The organism is Leucobacter exalbidus (genome assembly GCF_017834145.1).
Lineage (GTDB): Bacteria > Actinomycetota > Actinomycetes > Actinomycetales > Microbacteriaceae > Leucobacter > Leucobacter exalbidus.
Genome location: NZ_JAFIDA010000001.1, coordinates 701,786 through 727,491, shown reverse-complemented (window position 1 = coordinate 727,491; position 25,706 = coordinate 701,786). Strand labels below are relative to the sequence as shown.

Below are 25,706 nucleotides of genomic sequence, written 5' to 3'. Positions count from 1 at the left end.
GTCGTTGACAACTTTTGCCCGCGTGACTCCTATGCTCCACGATAGGCTTTCGCCATGTTAGTTGTCGCGCTTACCGGCGGAATTGCCGCGGGAAAATCTACCATTGGATCGCAATTGGAAGGGCTGGGTGCGCTCCGGATCGATGCCGATCAGCTCGCGCGCGAAGCCGTCGCCCCGGGATCACCCGGCCTGGCGCGTGTGATCGCACGCTTCGGAGACGAGCTGCTCACCGCCGAGGGTGCGCTCGATCGTGCTGCGTTGGGGGAGATCGTGTTCAGTGACCCTGCCGCGCTCGCCGAGCTGAACGCCATCGTGCACCCCGAAGTGCGGCGGCTGATGAACGAGAGCATTGCAGACGCACGCCAGCGGGCTGACATCGTGGTGTACGAGATTCCGCTGCTCGCCGAGTCAGAGGCCCGAGACACGTGGGACGTGATTGTCACGGCCGAAGCGCCGATCGAGACGCGCGTGGCGCGGATGCAGCAGCTGCGCGCCATGAGCGAGGAAGCTGCGCGTGCGCGCATCTCGCACCAGGCCAGCGAGAGCGATCGCCGCGCGATTGCCGATGTCGTGATCGATACCGGGGGAACCCCCGAAGACACGAGCGCGCAGGTGCTGCAGCTGTGGCAGCGGCTGCAAGAACAGTTGCGGGCGCAGCCTCAAACGTAGGAGACCGGCCCCCAACGGCCCTGAGAAACTTCGGCCGGCTAGCGGCTGAACTCAGCGAGCCAGTTCAGCTGAAGCTGCGCAATAAACGCGATCACGATGTAGCACACGAGCACGAACACCCAGGCCCACGAGCGCAGCTGCGAGAAGAATGCGCGGGTGCCCGGCTTTACTGAGACCTCACCCGAAGCGTACGGCTGTGCAATCGAGAACCAGAACAGCGGGATCGTAACGACCCACACCACCATGCACCAGGGGCAGAGGGTGCCGAGTGCAAACACGCTCTGTGAGAACAGCCAGAACACGAGGGCCAGGCCGAGCAGCAAACCAGTCTGGTAGATCATCCAGAACCAGCGCGAGAATCGGGCGCCGGCGAGCAGCGCCGCTCCCACCAAGATCGGGGCCATGAAAGCTGCCACGCCGATGATGGTGTTGCTGAAACCGAATAGCGATCCCTGCCACGAATCCATATTGGGGCCGCAGGTCACCAGGATGCTGACATTGCAATTGGGCACATAGTCAGGGGCCTTGATGGTCTTGATGTACTCGGTCAAAAGCTCGAATGAAGCGAACCAGCCGATCGCGCCGGCAATGATCGAAAAAATTGCGAAGGCAAATGGGCGCTGGCGCTTGAGCGATTCGGCGTGCATGAGGCGATCATACTGCGCGGGCCTGTGCCAGCCTGAAAAGGGACTTTTACCCGCGTTTGTGAAGTCAAAAGGCAACCTCAACCGACGCAATCATGCGCTGCGCAGCTGAGCCGTGACATAATGGTAAACGGTGTGAGGCGTGCACATGACGCCGCGCACGCACAGTCTTTTGGCGGTCGCCTGACCGTCACCGGTCCAAGAGCGACCGAGCGCGAGCGCCGAGGCCTCGCGGGGAACAATATGAGCGGCACCCACCGCCGAAAAGGTCGCCGGGGCTTATCAGTCACCGGGAAGAGGAGACACCAGAAATGGTGAAGAACACACCAGAAGAAGCCGTAGTTTCCGAGCAGGACGAACTGATCGAGGCCTCCGGTATCGAGGTCACGGGTGACGCTGAAACGAGCGACACCGTCGAACAGTCGGCCGAGGCCGCGGTTACCGAGGGCACCGAAGCCGATTCGGAGCCCGCGAAGCCCGCCGTCAAGACGTATTCAGAGATGACGCCCGAGGAGCGCTTCCGCGCGACCACGAAGCTCATCTTCTTGGCACCCGACGTGCCCCCGATCCCGCCGCGCCCGAGGCGCAGCGAGATCTTCCGCAGCGATGATCACCGCGCAGACGCGCATGAGCACGAGTCTCGCCGCAACGAGAACCGTCGCTCAGGCTCGTTCCGCAATGATTCATACCGGGGCGATTCATACCGCAGCGAAACCTTCCGTGGAGATTCCTCACGCGGTGACTCGGCACGAGGCGACTCAGCGCGCAGCGAGTCAACGCGCGCTGACTCGCGCCGTGAGTCCACGCGTCGCGAATCTCACGCGAGTGATTTCCGCCAGCTGGATGAGCTGCTCGATGATCACGCGCCGAACGACCACGATTCGCACGACGACGGTGATCGCGCCGGATCGCGCCGCCCCCGTCGTCGTGACATCGAAGATGATGCGCCGCGTCGTGAGCGCCGCCAGGCCCCCATCGTCACCGAGCCGCAGAAGGTTCGGGGCTCAACGCGTCTCGAAGCGAAGAAGCAGCGCCGCCGCGATGGCCGCGATGCTGGCCGTCGCCGCAGCGTGATCACCGAGTCAGAGTTTCTGGCCCGCCGCGAGGCCGTCGACCGCGAGATGATCGTGCGTACGACCGCTGACCGCGTGCAGATCGGTGTGCTCGAGGACAAGGTGCTCGTTGAGCACTATGTTGCTCGCTCGAGCGAGAGCTCGCTGATCGGCAACGTGTACCTCGGCCGCGTGCAGAACGTGCTGCCGAGCATGGAGGCCGCATTCGTTGACATCGGCCGTGGCCGCAACGCCGTGCTCTACTCGGGCGAGGTCGACTGGTCTGAGTTTGAGGGTGGCAACACCGCGCGCCGGATCGAGAATGCGCTGAAGCCTGGCGACCAGGTGCTGGTGCAGGTCACCAAGGATCCCGTCGGGCACAAGGGCGCACGCCTCACGAGCCAGATCTCGCTGCCGGGCCGCTTCCTCGTGTACGTACCCGGTGGTGCCATGAACGGCATCTCGCGCAAGCTTCCCGACACCGAGCGTGCGCGGTTGAAGAAGATCCTCAAGGAGGTGCTCCCCGGCGGCGCAGGCGTCATCGTGCGCACCGCTGCAGAGGGCGCCACTGAAGATCAGCTCACCCACGACGTCGAGCGTCTGACGCGTCAGTGGGAAATGATCCAGCAGCGCGTTGCCAAGGGTGGCGGGCCGGCTCTGCTGCACGCTGAGCCCGACGTGCTGATCAAGATCGTGCGCGACGTGTTTAACGAAGATTTCCACCGGATGCGCATCTCGGGCACCGACACGTTCACGGTGATCGAGAACTACCTCGGCCAGGTTGCACCCGACCTGCTGCAGCGCGTTGAGCGCTTCGAAAGTGAACGCGACATCTTTGATGAGTACCGTGTCACCGAGCAGATTGCGAAGGCGCTCGACCGCAAGGTCTGGCTGCCCTCGGGTGGTTCGCTGGTCATTGACCGCACCGAAGCCATGACGGTGATCGATGTCAACACCGGCAAGTTTGTGGGATCTGGCGGCAACCTCGAAGAGACCGTTACGAAGAACAACCTTGAATCGGCTGAAGAAATCGTGCGTCAGCTGCGGCTGCGCGATGTCGGCGGAATCATCGTGATCGACTTCATTGATATGGTGCTCGAGTCGAACCGCGATCTCGTACTGCGCCGCCTGGTTGAGTGCCTCAGCCGCGACCGCACGAAGCACCAGGTCGCCGAGGTCACCTCACTCGGACTCGTGCAGATGACGCGTAAGAAGCTCGGCCTTGGCCTGCTCGAATCGTTTAGCGAAGCGTGCGAGACCTGCGCTGGGCGCGGCGTGATCGTGCAGCACGATCCGGTATCGCGTCATCGCAGCGAGGGCAACCCGCGCACCGCGAAGCGCGGCCGCAACGGCCAGCAGCAGCATTCGCAGCAGCAGACCCCGCAGCCGCCGGTAGTTCAGCAGCAGTCGCAGCAGGCACCGTCGGCGCACCAGTCAGATTCGAAGAATCAGGCGCACGCGATCACCGATGGCGCAAAGAACATGCTCGCCCAGGTTGCTGCGTCCACGATGCCGGCGAAGTCTGCTGAGAGCATCGACGCGGTGGCTGAGCAGCTCACCGCAGCCGTTGATGCCGCCGCGGCACGCAAGAACCGTCGCTCGGGTAACGGTGGCGCCTCGCAGCGTCAGGGCCAGTCGTCGGCTGCCCCGGCCGCTGCCGCACCGGTCTCGTCGAATAGTGACGCACACCAGCCGGTCACCGGTCGGGTGCGTTCGCGTGTCTCGGCTCAGCCCGAAACCCCTGAGGAAAGCGTGAGTGCATCGTCGGCTCAGCGCGCCTCAGCGGCCACGACGTCTGTGGCCCCCCTAACCCCGGTGGAGAACAAGTCGGCCCCGCGCGCGACTGCCCCCACCGCGAACTTGTTGGATTCTGTGCTTTCTGCGCTGCCCGAGGCTCCCGCCGCGGGTCACGGTCGTGCTCGTCGGCGGGTGTCGACCGGTCAGACCCAGGGTGGCACCGTAGCTGCGCAGCAGTCCAACAAATCTGTATCTGAGGCACAGTCTGCTTCTCAGGTGCAGCCCGCAGCTCAGAAGTCGGCGCAGCCGGCGGCCGAGGTGATCGATCCGGCGCAGGCGGCAAAGCTCGCTCTCGCGCAGGCTCTCGACGCGACCGCAATGCGTCGGGACAAATCTCGCGAATAAATCTCGCGTCGCATTTGACCCGAACGCGGTTCGTGGGATAATATTGACCGTTGGTGCCACCCTTTTCTGGGCGGTAGACAGACTTCGAGCATGACTTGGTCATGATTCGGTATGTAGGACAAACCTTAAGAAGAGGGTGTGAAGTGGTTTACGCAGTAGTGCGCGCAAGCGGCCGGCAGGAGAAGGTCGAGGTTGGCTCGATCATCACGGTGAATCGAGTTAAGGGCGATGACAACGGCAAGCTTGAGCTTCCCGCTGTCCTGCTCGTCGACGGTGACAAGATTACGACCGATGCGGCTGAGCTCGCAAAGGTTTCTGTTACCGCTGAGGTGCTGAATGATCTTCGTGGACCGAAGATCGTTATCCAGCGCTACAAGAACAAGACCGGCTACAAGAAGCGCCAGGGGCACCGTCAGGATCTGACGCGCCTCAAGGTCACCGGCATCAAGTAACGCTTAACGCGACTACATAAGGAGTAGAGACTCATGGCATCCAAGAAGGGCGTAGGCTCGTCCAAGAACGGCCGCGATTCAAACGCACAGCGTCTCGGCGTAAAGCGTTTCGGTGGACAGGACGTCAACGCAGGCGAGATCATCGTTCGCCAGCGTGGCACCCGTTTCCACCCCGGTGTAAACGTCGGCCGCGGTAAGGACGACACACTGTTCGCACTCGCTGCGGGCGAAGTTGAGTTTGGCGCGAAGGGCGGCCGCAAGGTCGTCAATATCGTGACGGCCGCCTAACCACATTAGGCAACTCACGGCGAGGCGGGCTTCGGCTCGCCTTTTGCCGTTTATAGGTAGGGAATTTCAGCATGGTAACTTTCGTGGATCGCGTGCAGTTGTATCTGCAGGCAGGGCGCGGTGGCAATGGCTGCGTGTCGATACATCGCGAAAAATTTAAGCCAATGGCAGGTCCCGATGGCGGTGCGGGGGGCCACGGCGGCAACATTGTGCTGCTCGCCGACCCGCAGGTAACGACCCTGCTGGAATACCACCGCCGCCCGCACATCCAGTCAAAGAACGGTGGCTACGGCGCCGGTGACTGGCGCGCGGGTGAGAACGGCGAAGAGATGGTTCTCTCCGTTCCGATCGGCACCGTTGTCAAGGACTCCGATGGGGAAACCCTCATCGACTTCACCGAGCCCGGCATGCGCTACGTCGCAGCCAAGGGCGGCATCGGTGGTCTGGGCAACATGGATCTCGCGAGCCCGAAGCGCAAGGCTCCAGGCTTTGCGCTGCTCGGCACCGAGGGCTGGACCGGAGAGATCACTCTCGAGCTCAAGACGATCGCCGACGTTGCTTTCGTGGGCTACCCGTCAGCTGGCAAGTCCAGCCTGATTGCGGCCATGAGTGCAGCGAAGCCGAAGATCGCCGACTACCCGTTCACCACACTGCACCCCAACCTGGGCGTCGTGCAGTCGGGCGAGTACCGGTACACCGTCGCTGACGTTCCCGGTCTGATCGAGGGCGCGAGCGAGGGTAAGGGCCTCGGCCTTGACTTCTTGCGCCACGTTGAGCGCTGCAGCGCCCTGCTGCACGTGCTCGACTGCGCCACGCTTGAGCCGGGTCGCGATCCGATGTCTGATCTCGATGTGATTCTGGGCGAGCTCGCGGCATACCCCGTGCCCGAGGGCCAGATTCCGTTGCTCGAGCGCCCGCAGATGATCGCCCTCAACAAGATTGATGTGCCCGAGGCACGCGATCTCGCTGAGATGGTGCGCCCCGACCTCGAAGCTCGCGGCTACCGCGTCTTTGAGATCTCGACCGCCTCTCACGAGGGCCTGCGCGAGCTCGGCTACGCACTGGGCGAGTCAGTCGAGAAGGAGCGCGCGGTGCGCGAAGCTGCGAAGGCTGACCAGCCCCGCATCGTGCTCACGCCGAAGCCTGTCGACCGCATCAACTTCCGTATTAAGAAGGAGGGCGGCACGCACGGCGAGATCTTCCGCATTTTGGGTGAGAAGCCCGAAAAGTGGGTCGAGCAGACTGACTTCACCAACGACGAAGCCATTGGCTACCTCGCTGATCGTCTGCAGAAGCTCGGCATCGAAGACGCGCTCGTGAAGGCGGGGGCCGTCGCCGGCTCTGCCGTCGTTATCGGGCCCGGCGCAGGCGTGATCTTCGACTGGGAGCCCACGGTCACCAGTGTCGGCGAGGTGCAGGCTGGTGTGCGCGGTTCTGACGATCGTCTCGATCCGATTACCCGACGCACCAACCAAGAGCGTCGTGCCGAATACCAGACCCTCATGGATGGTAAGGCTGAAGCCCGTGCCGAGCTCGAGCGCGAGCGCGAGTCAGGCATGTGGGGTACCGACGCTGCCATGTGGGGAGCAGATGAATGAGCGCAGGATCATCATTGTTAGGGGCACGTCGGGTCGTCGTTAAGGTCGGCTCGTCATCGGTCAGCGGCGAGAACGCTGGCCAGATCCCAACACTGGTGGCCTCGCTTGCGCGGCTCCATGCCGCCGGCGCTGAGGTGATCCTCGTGTCGAGTGGTGCGATCGCCACGGGCGTTCCATTCCTGAAACTGGAGGAGCGCCCCGAAGATCTTGCCACGCAGCAAGCAGCGGCAGCGGTCGGCCAGAACATTCTGGTCAACCGCTACCAGCGGGCCCTGACCACCCACGAAATCGTGGCCGGTCAGGTCCTGTTGACCGCACAAGACATCGAGAACCCCACACACCGCGGCAATGCTCGACGGGCAATTGAACGGCTGTTGCAGCTGGGCATTTTGCCGATCATCAACGAGAACGACACGGTCGCAACGCACGAGATCCGTTTCGGTGACAATGATCACCTTGCGGCGCTCGTAGCTAGGCTGCTGTGCGCAGACCGACTCGTGCTGCTCTCAGATGTTGATGCGCTCTACACGGCTCCGCCCAACATTGTGGGGGCGAAGCGCGTCGCGCATGTTCCCCACGGTGACCCCCTCGAGGGGATTCAGATCGGCGAGAGCCAGTCTGGCTGGGGGACCGGCGGCGCCTCCACCAAGGTGCAGGCGGCGAGACTCGCGGCCGATGCGGGCGCGGGCGTGCTGCTCACCGAGACCGGTTTGCTCTCTGCGGTGCTCGACGGCGCAGACCACGGCACCGTTTTTGATGCGGCGCCCGGAGCGTACCTGCAGTAACGCGTGACTCATCTTTGAGCCGTTGCCCCACAACTTTGTGGGGCAACGGCTCGATTTGTTTCAGGGAGTGGGGCCCGATCCAGATAGGCTGTGGCCATGGCCAATACAGACCGGTTTCTCCTAACGCTTGATCGTGCCCGCATCGCAGCGAAAACGTTCGCGACGGTATCGACTGCAGCAAAGAATGCTGCGCTCGAATCCATCGCCACTGCCCTCGTTGCCCACACCCCACAGATCGTCGCGGCAAACGCGATCGATCTCGCGCGCGGTGAGGAACAAGAGATCGGCGCGGGGCTGCTCGATCGCTTGCGCCTCGACGCTGACCGGATCGCGGCGCTGAGCGCCGCGGTGCGCGATGTGATTGCGCTGCCCGACCCCGTCGGTCAGGTCGTACGCGGCGGCACCCTCGAAAATGGTGTGGCTATTAGCCAGGTGCGCGTACCGTTTGGTGTTGTGGGCGCAATCTACGAAGCACGCCCCAATGTCACCGTAGACATTGCTGCCCTGGCGCTCAAGAGCGGCAACGGTGTCGTGCTGCGCGGCGGTAGCGCAGCCGAGAACACGAACAGTGTGCTCGTGAAGGTGATCCAAGACGCCGTGTCACAGGCCGGCTTGGCTGGCGACGCGATCCAGACAATCGATGAGTTCGGGCGCGAGGGCGCAAGCCGCTTGATGCGCGCGCGTGGCTACGTCGATGTCTTGATTCCCCGCGGCAGCGCGGGCCTGATCTCGACGGTCGTGCAGGAGTCCACGGTGCCCGTGATCGAGACCGGATCAGGCATTGTGCACGTGTTCGTCGACGAAACCGCAGACACCGAGATGGCGATCTCGATCGTACGCAACGCCAAGACTCACCGTCCCAGCGTCTGCAACTCGGCCGAGACGCTGCTCGTGCACCGCGGTGCCGCGCAGCGCGTCCTCCCCAAAATTGTCGCGGCATTGCGCGCAGAAGGCGTGAACATCGAAGCGGACGCCCGCAGCCTTGCGCTCACGGGCGGCACGCCCGATGGCGCGTTGCCGGTGAGCGGATCCGGATCAATCGAAGCCGCGACCGACGACACCTGGGCCACCGAGCACCTTGCCCTCGAAATGGGAGTCAAAATTGTTGACTCCATCGACGAGGCCATCGCGCACATTGATCGGTACTCCACGAAGCACACCGATGCGATCGTGACCGCCGACTACCGCAATGCCGAACGCTTCCTCGCAGAGATTGACTCTGCTGTGGTGATGGTCAACGCGTCGACGCGGTTCACCGATGGCGGCGAATTCGGGTTTGGTGCCGAGGTTGGAATCTCGACGCAGAAACTGCACGCGCGCGGGCCGATGGGCCTGAGCGAACTCACCAGCACTAAGTGGCTCGTGCGCGGTGCGGGTCAGATTCGTTAACTAAACCCGGTAGACTTAATCTGATTATCCAATTTGCCACGAATGCAGAGGTTTCAATGTCTGTTCTTGCCACGCTTGCTGTCGCAGCTGAAGAGGGAGGGCACGTTCTCGTAGAACTGCCGATCCCGGCATTGATGTACGGCGTTATCGTCTTCGGTATCTTCCTGGTGCTTGCGGCTGTCACGTTCTCGTTCCGAGACGTTGCAAACCGTCACGCTGAGAAGGCTGAAGCGTACGCTCGCGAGCACGGCGCAAGCCAGAGCTCGCACTAGGTAGGTTCGGTAACCTGTGGCTACGCGGCGACGTATCGGGGTAATGGGCGGAACTTTTGATCCGATCCATAACGGCCACCTCGTCGCCGCGAGCGAGGTTGCCCAAAGCTTCAACCTGGATGAGGTTGTGTTTGTGCCCACGGGAAAACCGTGGCAGAAAAGCAACGTCTCACCCAGTGAGCACCGTTATTTAATGACGGTGATCGCGACCGCATCGAACCCCAGGTTCACCGTGAGTCGTGTTGATATTGACCGTGACGGGGCCACCTACACGGTCGACACGCTGCGAGATTTACATAAAAAGTGGCCGAATGCAGAGCTGTTCTTCATCTCTGGAGCCGACGCTGTTGAGCAGATATTTAGCTGGAAAGACGTGGGGCAGCTGTGGGATTTGGCCCACTTTATTGCTGTTTCCCGCCCCGGGCACGAATTATCGCTCCTGGGACTTTCAGGAGAACACGTAAGCTTATTGGAAGTGCCCGCGCTGGCGATCTCGTCGACCGACTGCAGGGCACGCGTAGGCCGGGGAGATCCGGTGTGGTACCTCGTGCCTGATGGCGTGGTGCAATACATCGCCAAGTACGGGTTGTACACCGAGGAAGCGACGGAACATGAGTGAGAACGAAGAACACGTACCGCTAACGCGGCGTGAGCGCAGACTGCGCGAGCTAGCTGAAACAGGGACGCTTGACCTCTCTGAACTGGCGGCTGCCTCAGCCGAACCCGTTTCGATCCCGAAGCCTGCGGCTGACGACATTGAGATCTCGCCGCTGAACGACGACGGCACGCCTCGCAGCCGACGTGAGATTCGTGAGCTTCGCGAACAAGCTCTTGCTGCGCGAGCGGCCGAAGCCGTTGCGGCTCCCGAAGCCGTGGCTGCTGAGCCCGAAAGCGCGGAGCCCGAGGTCATCGCACCCGAGCCGGTTATCGAGGAGCCCGTCGCTGCTGAGCCCGAGGTCACCTCGCCGGCAGCGCCTGGGTCTGAGACTGAGACAGAAGTAGCTGTTGACACGACCGAGGCCGCTGAGCCGACGGTTGATGCCACCCCAGAAGCTGAAGTATCTGTGCCTGAGGAGCTCACCGGCGAGCTCACCACGCCAGTAGAAACCGCTGCACCCGCAGCTGACTTTGACTCCCTGATTTCGCCGCCCACCGAGCCCTTCACCGTCGAAGAGCTTCGTGAAGCCGAGACCGCGCTGCAGGCGGAAGCTGCCGAAGAGGCAGTAGCTGCTGAAGCTGAGCCCGAGACACAGGTCGCCGAAGCGCCGCCTGAGGCAACGGGTAAGGCACGTCGCAAGTTCTGGAAGCGTAACAATGCTGAAGAGGCAGCGGCGGTAGCTGCTGCTGAATCGACTCCTGAAGCAGCTGCGGTGGAAGCACCTGAAGCTGAGGCAGTACCTGAAGTTAAGGCAGCGCCCGAAGCAGATCTCGCAACTGAGACGGCACCCGAGGCCGACACCGCTGCTGAGGCTGAAGTTGCTGAGGCTGAAGTTATTCCTGAAGCCGAAGCTCCTGCCGCCCCGATTATCGAAGCTGAAGCCGAGACGATCGAACCCGCAGCAGCAGCCGAAGAAGTCATCGTCGAGGTTGCACCGATCGAAGAGGCCCCCGCGGTCATCGAAGAGGCGCCCGTCGTACCCGAAACGCCGGTTGTCCCCGAACCGACCGCTGTGATCGAGGTGCCCGAAGACGTGGCAGCTCAGACGGCGGCCGCTCTTCCCGAGGAAATCGCTTCACCGCGAGATTCCTACTCATTTCCCGACATCGCGCCCCCAGAGGAGTGGCGCTCGGTGTTCGATGATCCCGCCACCCGCAATATTCCGGCTCAGCAGAGCGAAGGCCAGGGCGACTTTGACGACCTGATCTCGCGTGCTGTGGCACAGGAAGGCTCGACAACGGGAACGGGCACTTCAGCGCTCATCCTGCCGTCGATGCCCGAAGAGACGGGCGGGCTCACCGGTCCGCTCGGCGCAACAGGGGAGCTGTACGTTACCGGTTCCATGCGGCTGCCGAAGTCTCTCGGCGAAACGGGCGGGCATGTGTCGCTGCACGATTCGGCTGAAATCGACCCCATCACGGGTGCCGAAACAGTCGATGAAAACGGAACAGTCGCGGGCCCCGCACCAGTGTCTGCACGACACGCCGTGAGTGCGCGCGTAGTATCAGGTGTCCCCGCGGTCGCAAAGCCCACGAAGGAGCGCAGCAAGCTGCCGCTCGTGCTGGGGCTCACCGGCGGCGGACTCCTCATCGTGGTCGTCGGTCTCGGCGTCTGGGGTGCAACGAACGGCATGTTCGGCTAATTCGCGCCCGACACGCACATCATCTGGCAGCAATGCCACCGAATCCACACAGGAGTACACCCTGGAAAACGTAACAAACCTCAGCCAAGAAGTGCTTGACGCGCTCACCGTAGCCGTACGCGCCGCAGACGCAAAGGGCGCAACTTCGCCCGTCGCGCTTGACGTTGCCGAGAACTTCGGCCTCGCCGATGTCTTCCTCGTCCTCTCGGGAAGTGTCGAGCGCAACGTGCAGGCGATCTCAGACGAGATCGAAGACGAAATGAACGCCGCAGGCATTCGCACGGTTCGCCGTGAGGGTCGCGCCACTGGCCGGTGGGTGCTGATTGATTTCGGCGACATCATCGTGCACGTGTTCCACCACGAAGAGCGTGATTTCTACCAGCTCGAGCGTCTCTGGCAGGATTGCCCCGTCATCGATGTGAACAGCATGCTGATCGCGCCGCCGGCAACCGAGCAGCCCGCTTAATAAGCAGCTCACGCCTGCGCGTCAATCCGCAGATACAGCTATCGCGCGGCCCCCTCTTGGGAGCCGCGCGATAGCTGTATCTAGGCCCGTATTAGGCGGCGGGGAGGCCGACCTTGGGCTTGGCCCACGACCTGCCCTGTGCGTCCTTCAAAATGTCGTACTCGACGTCAACGTGGGGTTCGATCGCACTGTACTTGTCGTTGGGTGCCCCAATGACCAGCTGGAAGCCGAGCCCACGCCACGCGCCGATGGCACGCTTCGTGAAGTGGGCATCGGCCTTAATCAGCGCCTCATCCAAGAACACGGGTGCATAGCGGGGGCGCTCGGCGCCGGCATCGCCCAGCTGGTACCGCAGCGCAGCGCCCACAATGAAGGCAATCAGCTCTTGCGACTCGCCGCCCGACTTCTCCCCAATGTGGTCGTAGAGCGCGGCGTGCGCACCGGTTTCGGCGTGCACCTTCTCGGCGCTCACGCGCACGTGATTGCGCACGTCAATCAGCTCACTAAAATCGGGCGAGGTGCGCCGGATCCGGCCGATCAGACGCTCCATACGCCCGTAGGCCTGTTCGCGATCGATCGTCTCATCGGCATCGGTGATCAACGCACGCACATCGCGCAGCTCGCGCCTGAACTTACGACGTGAATCGGTCTGATACTCACGCGGGGTGATCTGCAGCCGGTGATCATCGTCGTAGAAGGGGAGATCGCGCATGATCTGATTGATCGGGTCGATGCGCTCGCGCATCTCGCGCAGCGCACGGCCGAGGGCCGAATCGAGGCTCGTGAGATCGTTGCCAGACAGCTTGAGCAGGCTGTCCTTCCACTCGGCCTCCAGCTCGTGCAGCCCGCTGGCCTCCAGCTCAGCCAGAATGCGCTCGAAGTCGGCGAACGACGTATCGGGGTCTGCTCGTAGGTTGGGGTTCGGCCAGTTCTCCAAGAACCGGTCGAGCGTGCGCGCGAGCGCCTCACGCTGCGTCTCGAGCGCCTCCTGTGCCGCGCTGCGATCATCGAGCAGCTGCTTGGCGGCGACGTTGAGAGCCGCGTCGAAGCGACTCAGCAGGTTGCTGTGACGGGTGTCATCCTCTGCGGGCACCAAGAACCGGTGGTCAAGGTACTCGGTCTGCGCGGGGGAGAGCTCGCGTGCGGCGTCAGCCGCGTCATCGACGAGCGCCTGCGCGGCATCAACCTCGTCAGAGACGGCGGCCCAGTGGGCCGCGACACGCTCTTGTTCGGCCTGCGCCCGCCCGGTGGCCTGCTGCAGCTTGGCGACCCGCTTCTTCGCGTCGGCAATCTGCTGCTGCAGCCCCGCGATCTCGGCGCTGCCGGTGGCAGCGTCGGCGATGATCTGAGCCCAACGAGCACGGTCGCTTTCAACCTGGGCTTCATTGAGTTCTTCCCAGGTGAGCTCAGCCACCTTCGCGTACGCGGCGTGCTGCGCATCGAGCGCATCGAGGCTGGCCGCTGCCGCAGCTTCGCGCGCTACCGACTCGGCGTGCTGTGCGCGCGCGGCCAGAATCTGGTCGGTGAGCTGCTCGATCCGGCGCTGGTTCGAGAACCCGAGCACGCTCGCCTTGCCGTGGCCACCGTGTGAGCCGCGGCGGCCACGCGACAGCTGACCGGTGATGGTGATGGCCTGGGGGTGCTGCTCGAGTTCGCCGGGGTCGGTGACGCAGACGAAGCTGAACTGCTGATCGAGGCGATCCTGCAGCCAGCCGGTGAGCACCGATTCGCGGTAGTCGAGGCGGCCAGGAAGCGTCGCCGGATCAAGATCGGTGCGGCGGGGGAGACCCGCGCGCACGCCCTCGTAGCGCACGCGCACCCGGGTGCACACGTCATTGATCGCGGCGCGGAACTTGGGCAGCAGCGCCTCGTTGACGAGGATCGTGGTGGCAAAGCCGCCCAGCCCCAGCCCAAAGGCGTCGCGCCAGGGCTCGAATTCTGCGCGCACCTCAACGAGCTCGCCCACGAACGGAAGATCACTGACGGCAATGCCCGATGCTTCGGCGAGCGCGATGCGCGCCTCGTGCAGCGCGGCAGGAATATTATCGTTGCGGCCGCTCGCGTGGGTGAGATCAGCCTCGAGGGCCTCCACCTGCGCCGTTGCCTCGCGCACCTCGGCGCGGGCTTCAGCGTAGGCATCGCGGGCGCCAGCTTTGGCGTCGGCACGTGACAGCTCGAGCCGGGCTTCGCTCACGAGCGCTCCGAAAGCCGAAGCCGAGGTGATCTGAATATCGAGCGTGGAGCACAGCACCTCGAAGCGCTCACGCGCCTGGCGTACCGTCGTCAGCCGACGTTCGACCTCGCGCAGCTCACGCTCTGCGATCTCGATGCGTTCGCCACCGGCGCCGCGCAGCACCTCGACGAGGCCATCACGTTCGGCCCCTGCGGTCTCAGCGAGCGCCTGGTGCTCACGCACCACGGCATCGGCGGCGACCTTCTGCTGCTGCAGCTCGGCCTCGACCTTGCGCAGCAGCCCGAGGCGGCGGTCGGCGCGCCACAGCGAGACGAGCGAGCCCTGATCTGAGAGCTGCCCGACCTCATCAATGATGTGCAGGCGATCGATGGCTTCGTCGATGCGGGTGCGCATGCCGCGAATGGGGCGCAGCGCATGGACCTGGCGCTGCGCGGTGACCATGCGGCTGCGCGTGCCCTCGAGCTCGTCAAAGTGCGCGACGACGGCGTCTGCCGCGGCCAGCGTATCGGGCTCCTCAAGCACCATGCGCTTGTACAGCTCATCCACCGTGGTGATTTGCTGACCGGCCTGAATGCGGGCGAGCAGGCTCATCGCCTTCGCACCGGCGCCCGCGGCACCAATGCCCAGCACCGAGTGCACCCGTGCGGTGAACTCGCGATCGGTAGCCACGGTATCAAGGCCCGCGGCCCGCACCTGCGCATCGGCGAGGCGCAGCGCGGCGGCCGGCGCGAGATCGGCGAGGTTAAATGCCCCCTCGACGGTCGCGCGCACGCGCACGGTGTCTTCGATCACGCGGGCGCCAGCCGGAATGTACCAGGCGCGCACAGCGGTGAAGCGTGACCCGTCATGGTCGATCCACGACATCGCAATCGCCGTCCAGGTATCGCTGCCGTCGCCGCGCAGCACGCGCACGCGCGTGCCCTGCTCGGTGCGCGACTCATCGATCTTGCCGCGCCCGTACGAAAGAATGTTGCGCTGGTCTTCGCCGCGGGGGCGACCGGTGACGCCGCCGTTTGAGGCCCCGTTGAACGGGGTGGTGTGCGGCATCATCAGCGCAATGTAGGCGTCCATGAGGGTGGACTTGCCTGAGCCTGATCCGCCGCACAGCAGCGTCGCGCCCGGCGAGAACCGTACGCGATGGGCGCCGTCGTAGCCACCCCAGTTGACGAGCTGAAGTTCGTGGGCGAGCCATTGCTGGCCGCGAGAAGCTGCGGGGATGAGCCCGAAGAGGGTATCGAGCATGGTCACGATGCGAGGTCTCCTCGGTTGATGGTGTTGGTGCTGGTGTCGCCGAACTCAGTATCTGCGGGGGGCTCAGCGCCGGCGGAAACAGATGCGTCACCCGCGCCAGCCGCCGCGGTCTGCGCGCGCAGCCAATTGCTGAGCTCACGGAGCCGGTCAGCGCTCAGCACGATCTCGACGAGCGAGCTGACGAGGTAGCGCCCCTCTGACTCCTCGGTGATGATGCCCTCTTGCCGCAGCCGGGCGAGCGCCGCGCGCACCGCCTTCTGGCGGCGAGCAACGTCGCCATCGGCGGCGGTGAAATAAGTGAGCACGGTCTGCTCGATTTCTTCGACATCGACGCGCACCGACGGCTCGCCCACGGTCGACTCACGCTGGTACACTGTGCGCAGATACACGAGCACCAGGGTCTCTGAGCGGGTGTAGGCCTCATCGCGCAGCAAGATCGGCACGTCGATCTCTTCAGAGCGCACCTGCTGCTTGTAGGCCACCCCGCGGCCCTGATCGACCACGAGCCGCACGAACATGTCGTGCAGACGCGACTCGATCACCGGCTGATGCTCGAGCAGCACCGCCCACTCATCGCTGTGCCGATCGGCGAGCAAGAAGCGTCGCTGCAGCAGCCGCACGAGCACGTGACGCACCTCAGGAGCGAGCGTGCCGCGGTCGCCAGCAAAGCACTGATCCGGATCCTGTTCCATCGCAACCGTGTCAATGAACGGTGCAACCTCACCGGCGGGGGAGTCACTCGGGTCAAGCATCTGAGGCGTCCTTTGTGGGATGGGGGATCACGATTTCTGGTGCGGCGGCGCCGGTGACAGGCGCGCCACTGTGTTCATCGGGGGAGGCGGTGGCCTGCACCCCGACAAACGCGAACTTGCGGGTGGTGCCGTCGGGCCGCTCAGCCGTGACGACGGTGATCTCGTCGCGTTCGGTCATGCCGTTGCCGTGCACGATCTCGAGCAGACCCAACAGGTCAACGGGGCGACGGGTATCTGAGGTAGTGAACGCGTCACCCAGATCGAAATCGTCACCGAGCGTCGCAACGTGGGCTTCGAGCTCGCGGTAGTGCGGCCCGCCCCACTCGCGTGAATCGGTGCCGAGGGCACTCTGCGGGTTCAGCACGTCATCGGCGTGCACCAGCGGCGCGGGAGCCTGCGGCGGCCGCGGGTCGCTGAGCGTCTGCCGCAGGTGACGAATATGGGCGGTGGGGAAGTGCCCGAGCGGGGTCACACGGTCGGTGGGGCGCGACACCTGCATCCACGACTGCAAGCCCGACATCACACCGCGCAAGAGATCATCGACCTCGCGGTCGCGCGCCGGATCATGGGTGCGCACCTGCGCGGTGATCACGTGCGAGGCACGCCGCTGCGCGGTGAGTACCTCTTGCACGCCCTGCTCCACACGCTTCGCAATCGCGCTGAGTTCTTCCCGCTGCGCACCGTTGAGCAGCCGCGCAAAGGGGCGCGCAAGCAGCGTGTGCACCTGGTCGGTGAGTGACTCAATGTGCTCGGGGTCACCGATGAGTCTGAGCGCGCCGGCAAACGCCCGCCCCTCGGGGGTGGCCTGCATCACGTGCTGACCGCGGTGCAGGTACTCGCGCAGCACCTCGCCTGGCGGGCGAACATCGCGGCGCAGATCGGCCACAACGTCACGCTGCATCGCGTTGATTGACTCGGCGACCCGCGAGAAATCTGCGGGCAGCTCGCGGGCCAAGTGCAGCACGTTCTCGGCTTCTTCGAGTAGCAACTCGTCGTCGGTCTCATCGATCTCGCCCGCGTGCAAACGCTCGATCTCGGCATCGATCTCTGTGCGCTGAGCTACGAGGCGAGCGAGGCGACGATCCGGATCAGTTTCTGCGCTCAGCGCCAACTGATCGACCGAGTCGAGCAGGGTGCGTACGCGCGATCGCGAGACGCGCCCGCCGCCGGCGCGGCCAGCGATCTCGAGCGCGCCGACGGCCTGCGCCGAAAGCCGGTACACCTCGACGGTGTCTTCGATCTGGGGCACGAGCCAGCCCACCCGCACCCAGTACCGGCAGATCTCGCGGCCGCTGCCAGCGGGCAGGCCCGGGTCGAGATCGTCGTAGCCTGCGGTGCGCAGCTCATCGATGATCTCGGCCACCTCGACGTGGGCGTCGGCCACGGCGACCGCGGTGCGATCGGCACTAAACAACAGCGACAGGCTCGCGACCACGAACGGCGCATAGCGACCGTGCAGCAGGTCGAGCGTCGGGTTTCGGAACGCAGCAGTGGCATGCTGGTACGCAGCTTGAGCACGCACGTTCGTCATCACCTCAATAACTTGTGAGATTGTGTGGGGTTACGCGAGAAAGCGCAACAAAAAACTCCCGGTCGAAGGCAAGAATGCTCTGCAACCGGGAGTTGATGGTGGATCTGAGGGGATTCGAACCCCTGACCCCCTGCATGCCATGCAGGTGCGCTACCAACTGCGCCACAGACCCGTTGAAGTCGAAGGAATGCTCCCGCGACAACTCCTTTACTGTACACCAACCTCGGGTGCCGGTTGCAAATCGACGACGCTGTTCGCGGTTCCCCGGGCGTGCCGTTCACTCCTCAGTCACGTGGGTGGCCTGGCCCAGGCGCTGGCGCGGCTGCGAAGAGTTGTCGCCGGGCACCATGCGGTTCTGCACATCGCGCACGCGGCCCACCAAGCGGTCGTCGCCGGTGACATTGGCGACAGTGTTCTTGGTCTCGCGTTCGAAGGCGTGACGCTGGTTCGTGTTGCGATAGCGCAGGTAATGAAACATGTAGAACGCGATGCCGGCGCCGGGGCCCAGCAGCCACAGCGCGGCACTGCCCTCGGAGTCACTCGACCAGGGCATCGAAACGGTGAAGGCCGCAGGGACGATGTCGATCACCGAGGCCGCAAATGCCGAGGCAGCAAGCGCTGAGGAAGTAAGCGCGGGCAGGGGGAGCGCCGTGAGCGTGAGGAGCGTGTCGATCATGATGGTGTCCTTCGCGTCAAATCACGAGGCTGGCGATGCCGCCGAGAATGGTGCCCACGATGCCAATGGCAACCGAGATGCCGATGAGTCGCCCCTGACGAATCGGCACGCTGCCCATGGTTTCGCCGGTGCGACCGTTGACGGCGACGTAGTGCACGAGGCCCTGGCCGGTGCCGCCGCGCGGCTGGTAGTAGCTGTATAGCCACACCGGCAGATACACCGATACCCAGCGGGTGCCGTGCAGCGTGAGGCTTTCGTCGGTCCATCTGATGCCGCGGTCGTATGCCCGGGCGGCTTCGCGGGCACGTACGCGAGCGATGGAAAGCGTTGCGTCGGCGGCACGGGGCACCATCGCTTCAACATCAAGGTCGCGTTTCTCAGAGGTGAAACCGCGCAGATAGTTGGCGTTGTATGACACGGCGTGCTCAACGTCGAAGGGCTGAATCGCGTTGATGACGTTGTTGGTGTTGCGAAAGATCGTCATGTCGGCGCGTTCTGCCGAGGATTCGAGCACGAGGTCGTCAACCTCCATGCTGAATGCGCGGCTCACCTCGTAGACGTCGGCGCTGTAGAGCGTGACGGTGTCGTTGTCGCCACGTTTCACTGTTCGCTGCCCCGTGAGAATCTCACCGACACCCTGCAGTGATGCGTGTGCATGGGCGTCAACGACCAGGTACGGCAGATACACGCCAACGACCGAGGAGGGTTCGAACTCGCGTACGAACGCGGGGTGGGCGAAAAACTTGCGGCTCTTGACGAAGGCGGTGACCCGAGAGATCGCATCCTCGCGCGTGATGCTGAAGGGCAGCACGCCGTCGGGCACAGCGCCGTTAGCAAGCTGCTCTGATGCTGAGAGGGTGTTGCGGCACCAGTGGCATCTGGCCTGCATGGCCTCGCCGGTGTTGACGATCACCTCGGCCCCGCACGCCCCGCACTTAAGGGTGAGCACGTCTGAAACATCTTCTGAGATGGCTTGGGCGCCGGTGCCGAGCATCCGGCCGCGCAGCTCACCGATGGGGCTGTCGAGCGAAAACGCCTCGGTGATCTTTGCTTCTTGCCACTGGTGGCGGCAGAAGTGGCAGATCAGCATGCCGGTCTCGGGGCGCAGCGAAATCCCGGTGGAGCCGCAGCGGGGGCACTTGTCGAGCCCGTCGTTCTTGCCCGTTGACGTGTCGACGTAGCTGGGCCCGGGCGGCTCGGTGAACAGCGGATCCTGCGGGGGTTGATCCTGTGGCTGCTGCTGTGGCTGCTGCTGTGGCTGCTGCTGTGGCTGCTGCGGTGGCTGCTGCGGTTGCTGCTCAGGAGCCGCCGGATCCCCGGGGAGTGGCCCCGGGGTTACTGGTGCCGGGGCTGCTGGTGCTGCCGGGGTCGCTTGAGGATTTGGGGTCACCTGTGGGCTCGGGGGAGCCGGGGCTGCCTGAGGCCCCGCGGCAGGCGGCGCGAACGCCCCGGGAACTGCTGTGGGCGCTGGCGGAGCCCCGTACGGTGCAACGGGAGGAACCTGCTGGGCAGGGTTACCGATGTTCTCGTTCACGAATCACCCTTCACCTGGTCACATGGGCGGGCGGGGCTCACGGCCAGCATTACAAACCGAGTGTTTTCTTTTTTGCCGCTTCGAAGTCCTCGGGAGTGATGAGGCCCTGATCGAGCATGGCCTTGAACTGAGCGAGCTTGGCGACCGGATCTTCGGCTGCTGCTGGTGCGGCTGCCGGAGCGGCGGCGGGGGCTGCTGCGGGCGGAGCCGCTGCGGGAGGTGCGGCCTGCTGACCACCCTGCTGGTTGCCGTCGAATGGGTTTTGGTACGGTGCCTGCTGGTTCTGCTGCTGGAAGTTCATGGCCTGCCCGGTCATGCCGAGCCCCATGCCCATCATTGCCATGTTGCCGCCGCCAGCCTCGCCTGCGGCTTCGAACCCGCGGGCCACTGACTGCTGCAGGAACGCGCCACCGCGGTTGCCTGACAGCGCGTCGGCCTTCTTGACGTCGCTGAGCAGCTTGCGGGTGTCTTCGTCGTACTCGACCGACTGGATCGCGACGCTCACAATTTCGAGACCGCGAGCGGTGCGCCACTGGTAGCCGGCCTCCACCGCCGCCGAGAGCGATTGGGCAAAGCCCAGCGAATCGCTCTGAATGCGGGCCATCCGATTGCCCTTGGATGGATCGTTGGTGTAGGCCGAGAACGCCGGGGCGAGCGACGAAACGACCTCGTTGAACAGCTGCACGGCGGCATCGTTATCGAGGTCAGTGAAATCAAAGACACGGGCATCTGCGCCGTAGTAAGCGTACGGCACGAACTGCTTGACAAACAGCACCGGATCAACAATGCGTGCGGTGTAGCTGCCGCGGGTGAGTGCGCCCACCTGGGTGCCGAGGAACGCATCATCCCAATAGATCTCAGACTGGGTGCCGAACTTGTTGTTGGGCAGTTCCTTGAGGTTGACGTAGAACCCGAGCTGCTGTGCGGCCGGCTGCCCGCCAAACTTGAACCGCTCCCACGACTGCTTGATGATCGGGCCGAGAAAGCCGTCGCTGGCAAACACCGATTTCGACTGCGGATCATTGGAGCGATACTCATACCCGCCCGGGTCGGAGATGAACCCGGTGAGCTGCCCATCCTGGAACATGATGAGGGCGTATCCCTCGGGCACGACGATCTTCGAACCATTCGTGATGATGTTCTCAGAACCACGGGTGTTTGATCCGCGACCGGCATTCTGGCCCTTGGCTACTGCGGGGAAGAGTGCCGCGGTGGGGGCCAAGTTCTCGGGTGGCACGAGGAAGTCGATCCATTGATCGGCGAGCATGCCGCCAACTGAACCGGTAAATGCCTGGATGAAACCCATGATGCCCCCTCGCAGTCACCCCGCCCTGCTGAAATGGACGGAGCATGATGTAGCACCGAGCATACCGGGCTCGCTGGTTTTTCAACAGGCGTGGGGCTCTGTGAGGGCGGTGTGAATGATGAGCTCGGTCACAGCAGCCGGCGGCTGAGCGCCCACGCGGTGAGCTCATGGCGATTGGACAGCTGCAGTTTGCGCAGCACCTTCGAGACGTGCGTCTCGATCGTTTTCACCGAGAGAAATAGTTCGGCGGCAACCTCTTTGTAGGTGTAGCCGCGCGCAATCATGCGCATGACCTCTTGCTCTCGCGCTGAAAGCCTGTCTAGTTCGTCGTCTGCCGCGGCGATCTCGCCCGAGCTCACTCCGAACGCGTCAAGCACAAACCCTGCGAGCCGGGGTGAAAAGACGGCGTCACCCGCGTGCACGCGGCCCACGGCCGCGATCACCTCGTTGCCCGAAGCGGTCTTTGTCAGGTATCCACGTGCGCCGGCACGAATCACGCTGACGACATCGTCGGCGGCATCTGAAACGCTGAGCGCCAGAAAGCGGGTGCCGCCTGCCGGTATGTGGGGCACAAGCCGCTGCAGCACTTCGGCGCCTCCACCACCAAGGCCTCCGGGGAGATGCACATCGAGCAGCACCACATCGGGCTGCACCGCAGGGATGAGCGTAACCGCTTCGTCTACAGTGGCGGCCTCGCCCACTACATCGAGCGCGGGGGTGAGCTCGGCCCGCAGCCCCGTGCGAAAGATCTGGTGATCATCGACGATCACCACGCGAATCAGGGCATCGGGTGCTGCGTCGACGGCTGCTGCATCGACAGCCGCCTCGGCTGCGTGTACCTCGTCTGTGTGTGCCTCGTGTGCGGGCACCTCGTGCGAGATCACTGCGTTCATGGGGCATCCTGTTCTGCGGAATGAGTGGTAGCGGTGGCGGTGGCGGTGGTTGTGCTGGTGGCGTCGGAGGCCGCTGCGGGGGTGGCCCTGTCAGCGGAGCGCTGATCTGTGTCGGTGTCTCTCGGAATCGAGAGCCGCACGGCGGTGCCAGCGCCGCCGGGCCCCGCGAGGATGCGTGCGATGCCGCCCGCGCGTTCCATCCGCCCCAAAATTGACTCTTGCACACCCATTCTCCCGGCGGGGAGCGAGTCCAGATCAAGGCCCGGGCCGCGGTCGGTGACATCGATGATGACGCGATCCGGAGCAATCTCGAGGTACACGGTGACGTCGCCGCCAGCGTGCTGTGCCGCGTTCACCATGGCCTCTTTCGCCGCGGCCACGATGGTCGCCGGTGCGACGAAGCCACCGCTCGCGCCCACCGAGACGACGTCGAAGCGCACCGAATGGTGGGTCTCGAGCTCGGCCGCGTGCGCACGCAGCTCGGTATCGACGGCCTCAACAGCAGCGGCTGGTGCGCCATCTGCCGTGCGAAAGAGCCACTCGCGCAGTTCGCGCTCCTGCCTGCGAGCGATGCGTGCCACCTCGCTGCTCGGGTCAGACTGCTGCTGGATGAGCGCCAGCGTTTGCAGTACCGAGTCGTGTAGGTGGGCGGCAATTTCGGCGCGCTCGGTGGCGCGGGCGTGACCGGCACGCTCAGCGATCAGCTCGCGATTAATGCGCAGCAGCCACGGTGAAATGGCCAGGGCAACTCCGGCGAGCACCGCCACCGCCGCTGTGATGACGGTCCACACGCTGGGGGATTGCGAGGTGACAAAGAACAGCAGCACACCCACTGCTACGAGTGCGAGGGCACCCAGCACACGGGGCAGCTGCGTGCGGTGCGCGCGCCCCCGATCAGCGATCTGCCACCAGGTGAGGCCGACGCCCACGAGCACGGCCGTGGCGGGCAGAATCACCTCGAGATCAATGCGCATGCCCAGGCGCGCGAGTACGAGACAGGCGGCGGTAGCCACGAGGCACAGCCCGAGCAGCAGCTCGGCGATCGGCCACCGCAAAAGCGGGGGATTGCTGGGCGGGGGATTGCTGGCGTGGGTGGGCACAGCGCTCGCCGCGAGGGTGGCGGATGCAGGTGCCGAAGAAGATACCGATGCGGGTGCCGACGGCGATGCAGCAATTTGCGGAGGTGTCACAGCGGATCCTGCCGCCGTAAGTGCCGTAGCTCCTGCTGCAGGTCGTGACGCGGATCCTGCCGCAGCCCCTGCCGCTGATTGTGTCGCGGGCCGGGTCAGCGCGCGGCGCAGGGGCACCGGCTGGTCTGATTCGGGGGCAAGCGGGGCCATCCCCCAAAGCCACAGGTAGAAGAGTGCGCCGACGCCACCCACCGCGGCCAGCAGCAACATTCCGATGCGCACGCTGGGTACCGGCGCCCCAATGTGATCGGCCAGCCCCGCACACACGCCAGCGATTACGCGATCATCGCGCGACCGGTGCAGCTGTGGGGAGGGCATGCATCTATCAAACCAGCAACGCGCTGTTACGGGGCGTGAATGCGGCAAACGTCAGGGTCGAATCAGGGTGAACCCCGATGGCCGCCCGCCGGAAACTCGGCAAGACTAGAGACATGAACACCACACCCGACCCCACCCCAGCAACCGGGATGCCTCCGCTCGGAAAGTTCTTCGAGTGGATTCGCGGCCTGGGCATCGCGCGCAGCGACGACCGCTGGTTTGCCGGTGTTGCGGGTGGCCTCGCTGCGAAAGCGAACATCGATCCGCTGATCGTGCGCGGGCTCTTCGTCGTGGTCGCGGTGTTCGGCACCCCCGCCATCGTGCTGTACTTGCTGGGCTGGCTGGTCTTCCCAGATTCAACGGGACGCATGCACATTGAGGAGATCGTGCGGGGCCGGGCGCAAACGGCCGTCGTCACCACGGCGGCGGTCATCGCAGGTCTCGTCATCATCCCCATCCTCTTCGGGCTGTCGTTCTCGCCGGTGTTTCCGATGTGGGGCTGGGACCAAGTTGGAGTGCTGGGGCTGCCCGACTGGCTGATGGTCACCCTGGGCTGGATCGTGCGGGTCGCTGTGATCGTGATCGCTGTGGTGTGGATTCGCAAGCTCGTCATGCGACACCGTGTTCCTGCACCGCCCGCCGCCGCGAGGCCTGCGCCTGCATCTGCTGAACCCACTGCTCATACTGCGCCTGCTGCGCACACCGAGCCCACGACGCCTAGGGGTGCTGCGCAAGCGGATCCGGATCCCTCGTCGAGCACCTCGGACTCGCACCAAACCTCGGACCCGAACCCGAGCTTCGCCCAGCAGGCAGACGACTGGGGGACCCGGTTCGCCGAGAAAGCGGAAACGTGGGGGCAGGGAGTGAGCGAGCAGGCGCAAGCATTGAGTGAGAAGCACGCGCAGCAGCTCGAGACACAGCACGCCGCCCGCAAACTCGGGGCAGCCCACACCCTGATTTCCCTCGCCATCGCGCTGCTCGCCGGCGGGATCGTCGCGCTGCTACTGACCACCGAACCGCTGCGCGCCATTGAGGTGACCGGCACCGCACTGCCCGCGAACGCGCTCGGCGGCATGATCGCGGCGCTCGCCGCACTGGCGATCTCACTCATCGTCGCTGGCATCAGGGGGAAGCACACCGGCTGGGTCGGGTTTCTTGCCACCTGCGGCGTGGTCGCCCTGCTCATCGGCGCGGTGTTTCCCATCGGCACGCAATACCAAATCGTGGGAAACATGAACATGACCGGTGCGCAGGCCCCCGCAGGGGTACTCGTCGCGGGCAACTCATACCTAGACCTGAGCGACCTGGGCACTCAGCCCAGTGACACACGGGCAAGGAATGCGCAGACCCGAGATGAATCAATCACCATCTGGCAGGTCGCCGGTAACTCCACGGTGACGCTTCCCAGGGACCACGCCACTACCGTCACCGTGTATGTGCTCGCAGGCAACGTCACTGACGCGAGTGACACACAAAACCACACCCTCGCCGGGCCGTTTCTGCGCAAACAAGTGATCACGAATTCGGCTACGAGCTCACACACCACCAGCGCCAACAGCAGCACCAACACTGCCACCACCGAGGTCTCCGTGTACCTCATCGCCGGCAATGTGCAGGTAGAGAACGCCACAGGGAAGAGTGAACGATGAACCAGAACGACACGACCGGGCCAAACCAGTCATCAGGCAGCGGACACAGCCTGAACAACGCAGGGCTCGGGCAAAACTGGCCCGGAGTGAGCGACACAGGCCAGGGACTGCCGCACCAACCCATCGAGCGGGGCGGAACTCGCACCGGACCCATCGTGTGGGGCGTGCTGATCTTGGGCTTCTGCTGCTACATTGCCCAACGCGCGTTTCCCCTGGCGGGATGGGACACCGGAACGATCGCGATCGTCACCATCTTGAGCCTCGGGATCCTGCTCCTCGGCATTGGCGTGATCGTACTCATGCGCAACCAGCGGGCCAAACGAGACAGGCAACCGCGCGCATAACTGAGGCAACC

22 protein-coding genes and 1 tRNA gene are annotated in these 25,706 nt (G+C 64.3%); 13 read left to right on the top strand and 10 right to left on the bottom strand.

Translation table 11 applies throughout. The features are described 5' to 3' along the window. The first annotated feature begins 54 nt into the window (after positions 1-54). Entirely contained in the window at positions 55-669 is a 615-nt protein-coding gene (gene coaE / locus JOF28_RS03350) for a dephospho-CoA kinase (protein WP_209704462.1), read from the top strand. Between the two features lie 38 nt (positions 670-707). On the opposite strand, the gene JOF28_RS03345 is transcribed toward coaE, so the two are convergent. Then, positions 708-1,316: a vitamin K epoxide reductase family protein gene (locus JOF28_RS03345; RefSeq protein ID WP_209704461.1), complete on the bottom strand. Its 609-nt coding sequence runs from the start codon at positions 1,314-1,316 to the stop codon at positions 708-710. Between the two features lie 308 nt (positions 1,317-1,624). Here JOF28_RS03345 and JOF28_RS03340 point away from each other — a divergent pair, with 308 nt between their 5' ends. From JOF28_RS03340 to rsfS, 10 genes are all read left to right on the top strand, one after another. Continuing rightward, complete coding sequence (locus JOF28_RS03340) at positions 1,625-4,507, top strand: Rne/Rng family ribonuclease (protein ID WP_209704460.1); 2,883 nt, start codon at positions 1,625-1,627, stop codon at positions 4,505-4,507. Between the two features lie 143 nt (positions 4,508-4,650). Next, positions 4,651-4,959 carry a 50S ribosomal protein L21 gene (gene rplU, locus JOF28_RS03335; protein WP_209704459.1) on the top strand — a complete coding sequence of 103 codons (309 nt, stop codon included), beginning with the start codon at positions 4,651-4,653 and terminating at the stop codon, positions 4,957-4,959. A gap of 33 nt (positions 4,960-4,992) precedes the next feature. After that, a complete protein-coding gene (gene rpmA, locus JOF28_RS03330) occupies positions 4,993-5,247 on the top strand; it encodes a 50S ribosomal protein L27 (RefSeq protein ID WP_209704458.1) in 255 nt (84 codons plus the stop codon). Between the two features lie 71 nt (positions 5,248-5,318). Continuing rightward, the gene (obgE, locus tag JOF28_RS03325; protein ID WP_209704457.1) at positions 5,319-6,845 is read left to right on the top strand and encodes a GTPase ObgE; all 1,527 of its coding nucleotides are present in this window, start codon (positions 5,319-5,321) and stop codon (positions 6,843-6,845) included. Beyond that, on the top strand, positions 6,842-7,630 hold the full coding sequence (gene proB / locus JOF28_RS03320) for a glutamate 5-kinase (RefSeq protein WP_209704456.1): 789 nt from the start codon (positions 6,842-6,844) through the stop codon (positions 7,628-7,630). The genes obgE and proB overlap by 4 nt, the downstream gene beginning before the upstream one ends. 96 nt (positions 7,631-7,726) lie before the next feature. Then, entirely contained in the window at positions 7,727-9,019 is a 1,293-nt protein-coding gene (locus JOF28_RS03315) for a glutamate-5-semialdehyde dehydrogenase (protein ID WP_209704455.1), read from the top strand. A 56-nt stretch (positions 9,020-9,075) separates the two neighbouring features. After that, a complete protein-coding gene (locus JOF28_RS03310; protein ID WP_209704454.1) occupies positions 9,076-9,291 on the top strand; it encodes a hypothetical protein in 216 nt (71 codons plus the stop codon). A gap of 16 nt (positions 9,292-9,307) precedes the next feature. Continuing rightward, the gene (nadD, locus tag JOF28_RS03305; protein ID WP_342452066.1) at positions 9,308-9,910 is read left to right on the top strand and encodes a nicotinate-nucleotide adenylyltransferase; all 603 of its coding nucleotides are present in this window, start codon (positions 9,308-9,310) and stop codon (positions 9,908-9,910) included. Beyond that, positions 9,903-11,591: a hypothetical protein gene (locus JOF28_RS03300; protein ID WP_209704452.1), complete on the top strand. Its 1,689-nt coding sequence runs from the start codon at positions 9,903-9,905 to the stop codon at positions 11,589-11,591. The genes nadD and JOF28_RS03300 overlap by 8 nt, the downstream gene beginning before the upstream one ends. Before the next feature lie 91 nt (positions 11,592-11,682). Then, positions 11,683-12,057 carry a ribosome silencing factor gene (rsfS, locus tag JOF28_RS03295; RefSeq protein ID WP_209704451.1) on the top strand — a complete coding sequence of 125 codons (375 nt, stop codon included), beginning with the start codon at positions 11,683-11,685 and terminating at the stop codon, positions 12,055-12,057. Between the two features lie 91 nt (positions 12,058-12,148). Here the strand turns inward: rsfS and JOF28_RS03290 are convergent, their stop codons facing one another. From JOF28_RS03290 to JOF28_RS03250, 9 genes are all read right to left on the bottom strand, one after another. Beyond that, complete coding sequence (locus tag JOF28_RS03290) at positions 12,149-15,499, bottom strand: ATP-binding protein (RefSeq protein ID WP_209704450.1); 3,351 nt, start codon at positions 15,497-15,499, stop codon at positions 12,149-12,151. Continuing rightward, positions 15,496-16,254, bottom strand: coding sequence for a DUF4194 domain-containing protein (locus JOF28_RS03285; RefSeq protein ID WP_209704449.1), 759 nt, complete (start codon positions 16,252-16,254; stop codon positions 15,496-15,498). Before JOF28_RS03285 ends, JOF28_RS03290 begins: the two co-directional genes overlap by 4 nt. Next, positions 16,247-17,785, bottom strand: coding sequence for a DUF3375 domain-containing protein (locus JOF28_RS03280; protein WP_209704448.1), 1,539 nt, complete (start codon positions 17,783-17,785; stop codon positions 16,247-16,249). The genes JOF28_RS03285 and JOF28_RS03280 overlap by 8 nt, the downstream gene beginning before the upstream one ends. A 96-nt stretch (positions 17,786-17,881) precedes the next feature. Next, a tRNA-Ala gene (locus JOF28_RS03275) sits at positions 17,882-17,957 on the bottom strand. Positions 17,958-18,062: 105 nt separating this feature from the next. After that, positions 18,063-18,461: a hypothetical protein gene (locus tag JOF28_RS03270; protein WP_209704447.1), complete on the bottom strand. Its 399-nt coding sequence runs from the start codon at positions 18,459-18,461 to the stop codon at positions 18,063-18,065. 16 nt (positions 18,462-18,477) lie between these two features. After that, positions 18,478-19,995: a TFIIB-type zinc ribbon-containing protein gene (locus JOF28_RS03265; protein WP_245189852.1), complete on the bottom strand. Its 1,518-nt coding sequence runs from the start codon at positions 19,993-19,995 to the stop codon at positions 18,478-18,480. 49 nt (positions 19,996-20,044) lie between these two features. Beyond that, positions 20,045-21,301 (bottom strand): SPFH domain-containing protein, encoded by a 1,257-nt coding sequence (locus JOF28_RS03260; RefSeq protein WP_209704446.1) that lies wholly within the window; start codon positions 21,299-21,301, stop codon positions 20,045-20,047. 128 nt (positions 21,302-21,429) lie between these two features. Continuing rightward, entirely contained in the window at positions 21,430-22,194 is a 765-nt protein-coding gene (locus JOF28_RS03255) for a LuxR C-terminal-related transcriptional regulator (protein WP_209704445.1), read from the bottom strand. Next, positions 22,191-23,702 carry an ATP-binding protein gene (locus JOF28_RS03250; RefSeq protein WP_209704444.1) on the bottom strand — a complete coding sequence of 504 codons (1,512 nt, stop codon included), beginning with the start codon at positions 23,700-23,702 and terminating at the stop codon, positions 22,191-22,193. Before JOF28_RS03250 ends, JOF28_RS03255 begins: the two co-directional genes overlap by 4 nt. 113 nt (positions 23,703-23,815) lie before the next feature. Here JOF28_RS03250 and JOF28_RS03245 point away from each other — a divergent pair, with 113 nt between their 5' ends. Both JOF28_RS03245 and JOF28_RS03240 read left to right on the top strand, forming a co-directional pair. After that, entirely contained in the window at positions 23,816-25,351 is a 1,536-nt protein-coding gene (locus tag JOF28_RS03245) for a PspC domain-containing protein (RefSeq protein ID WP_209704443.1), read from the top strand. Beyond that, on the top strand, positions 25,348-25,695 hold the full coding sequence (locus tag JOF28_RS03240) for a hypothetical protein (RefSeq protein ID WP_209704442.1): 348 nt from the start codon (positions 25,348-25,350) through the stop codon (positions 25,693-25,695). The genes JOF28_RS03245 and JOF28_RS03240 overlap by 4 nt, the downstream gene beginning before the upstream one ends. The last annotated feature ends 11 nt before the right edge of the window (positions 25,696-25,706 follow it).

Coding starts and splice junctions, on each gene's coding strand:
- JOF28_RS03345 (WP_209704461.1), bottom strand. CDS start 1,316: ATGCACGCCGAATCGCTCAAGCGCCAGCGCCCATTTGCCTTCGCAATT.
- JOF28_RS03270 (WP_209704447.1), bottom strand. CDS start 18,461: ATGATCGACACGCTCCTCACGCTCACGGCGCTCCCCCTGCCCGCGCTT.
- JOF28_RS03280 (WP_209704448.1), bottom strand. CDS start 17,785: ATGACGAACGTGCGTGCTCAAGCTGCGTACCAGCATGCCACTGCTGCG.
- obgE (WP_209704457.1), top strand. CDS start 5,319: ATGGTAACTTTCGTGGATCGCGTGCAGTTGTATCTGCAGGCAGGGCGC.
- proB (WP_209704456.1), top strand. CDS start 6,842: ATGAGCGCAGGATCATCATTGTTAGGGGCACGTCGGGTCGTCGTTAAG.
- JOF28_RS03250 (WP_209704444.1), bottom strand. CDS start 23,702: ATGCCCTCCCCACAGCTGCACCGGTCGCGCGATGATCGCGTAATCGCT.
- JOF28_RS03340 (WP_209704460.1), top strand. CDS start 1,625: ATGGTGAAGAACACACCAGAAGAAGCCGTAGTTTCCGAGCAGGACGAA.
- JOF28_RS03315 (WP_209704455.1), top strand. CDS start 7,727: ATGGCCAATACAGACCGGTTTCTCCTAACGCTTGATCGTGCCCGCATC.
- JOF28_RS03310 (WP_209704454.1), top strand. CDS start 9,076: ATGTCTGTTCTTGCCACGCTTGCTGTCGCAGCTGAAGAGGGAGGGCAC.
- JOF28_RS03255 (WP_209704445.1), bottom strand. CDS start 22,194: ATGAACGCAGTGATCTCGCACGAGGTGCCCGCACACGAGGCACACACA.
- JOF28_RS03300 (WP_209704452.1), top strand. CDS start 9,903: ATGAGTGAGAACGAAGAACACGTACCGCTAACGCGGCGTGAGCGCAGA.
- JOF28_RS03285 (WP_209704449.1), bottom strand. CDS start 16,254: ATGCTTGACCCGAGTGACTCCCCCGCCGGTGAGGTTGCACCGTTCATT.
- coaE (WP_209704462.1), top strand. CDS start 55: ATGTTAGTTGTCGCGCTTACCGGCGGAATTGCCGCGGGAAAATCTACC.
- JOF28_RS03240 (WP_209704442.1), top strand. CDS start 25,348: ATGAACCAGAACGACACGACCGGGCCAAACCAGTCATCAGGCAGCGGA.
- JOF28_RS03245 (WP_209704443.1), top strand. CDS start 23,816: ATGAACACCACACCCGACCCCACCCCAGCAACCGGGATGCCTCCGCTC.
- rpmA (WP_209704458.1), top strand. CDS start 4,993: ATGGCATCCAAGAAGGGCGTAGGCTCGTCCAAGAACGGCCGCGATTCA.
- JOF28_RS03260 (WP_209704446.1), bottom strand. CDS start 21,301: ATGGGTTTCATCCAGGCATTTACCGGTTCAGTTGGCGGCATGCTCGCC.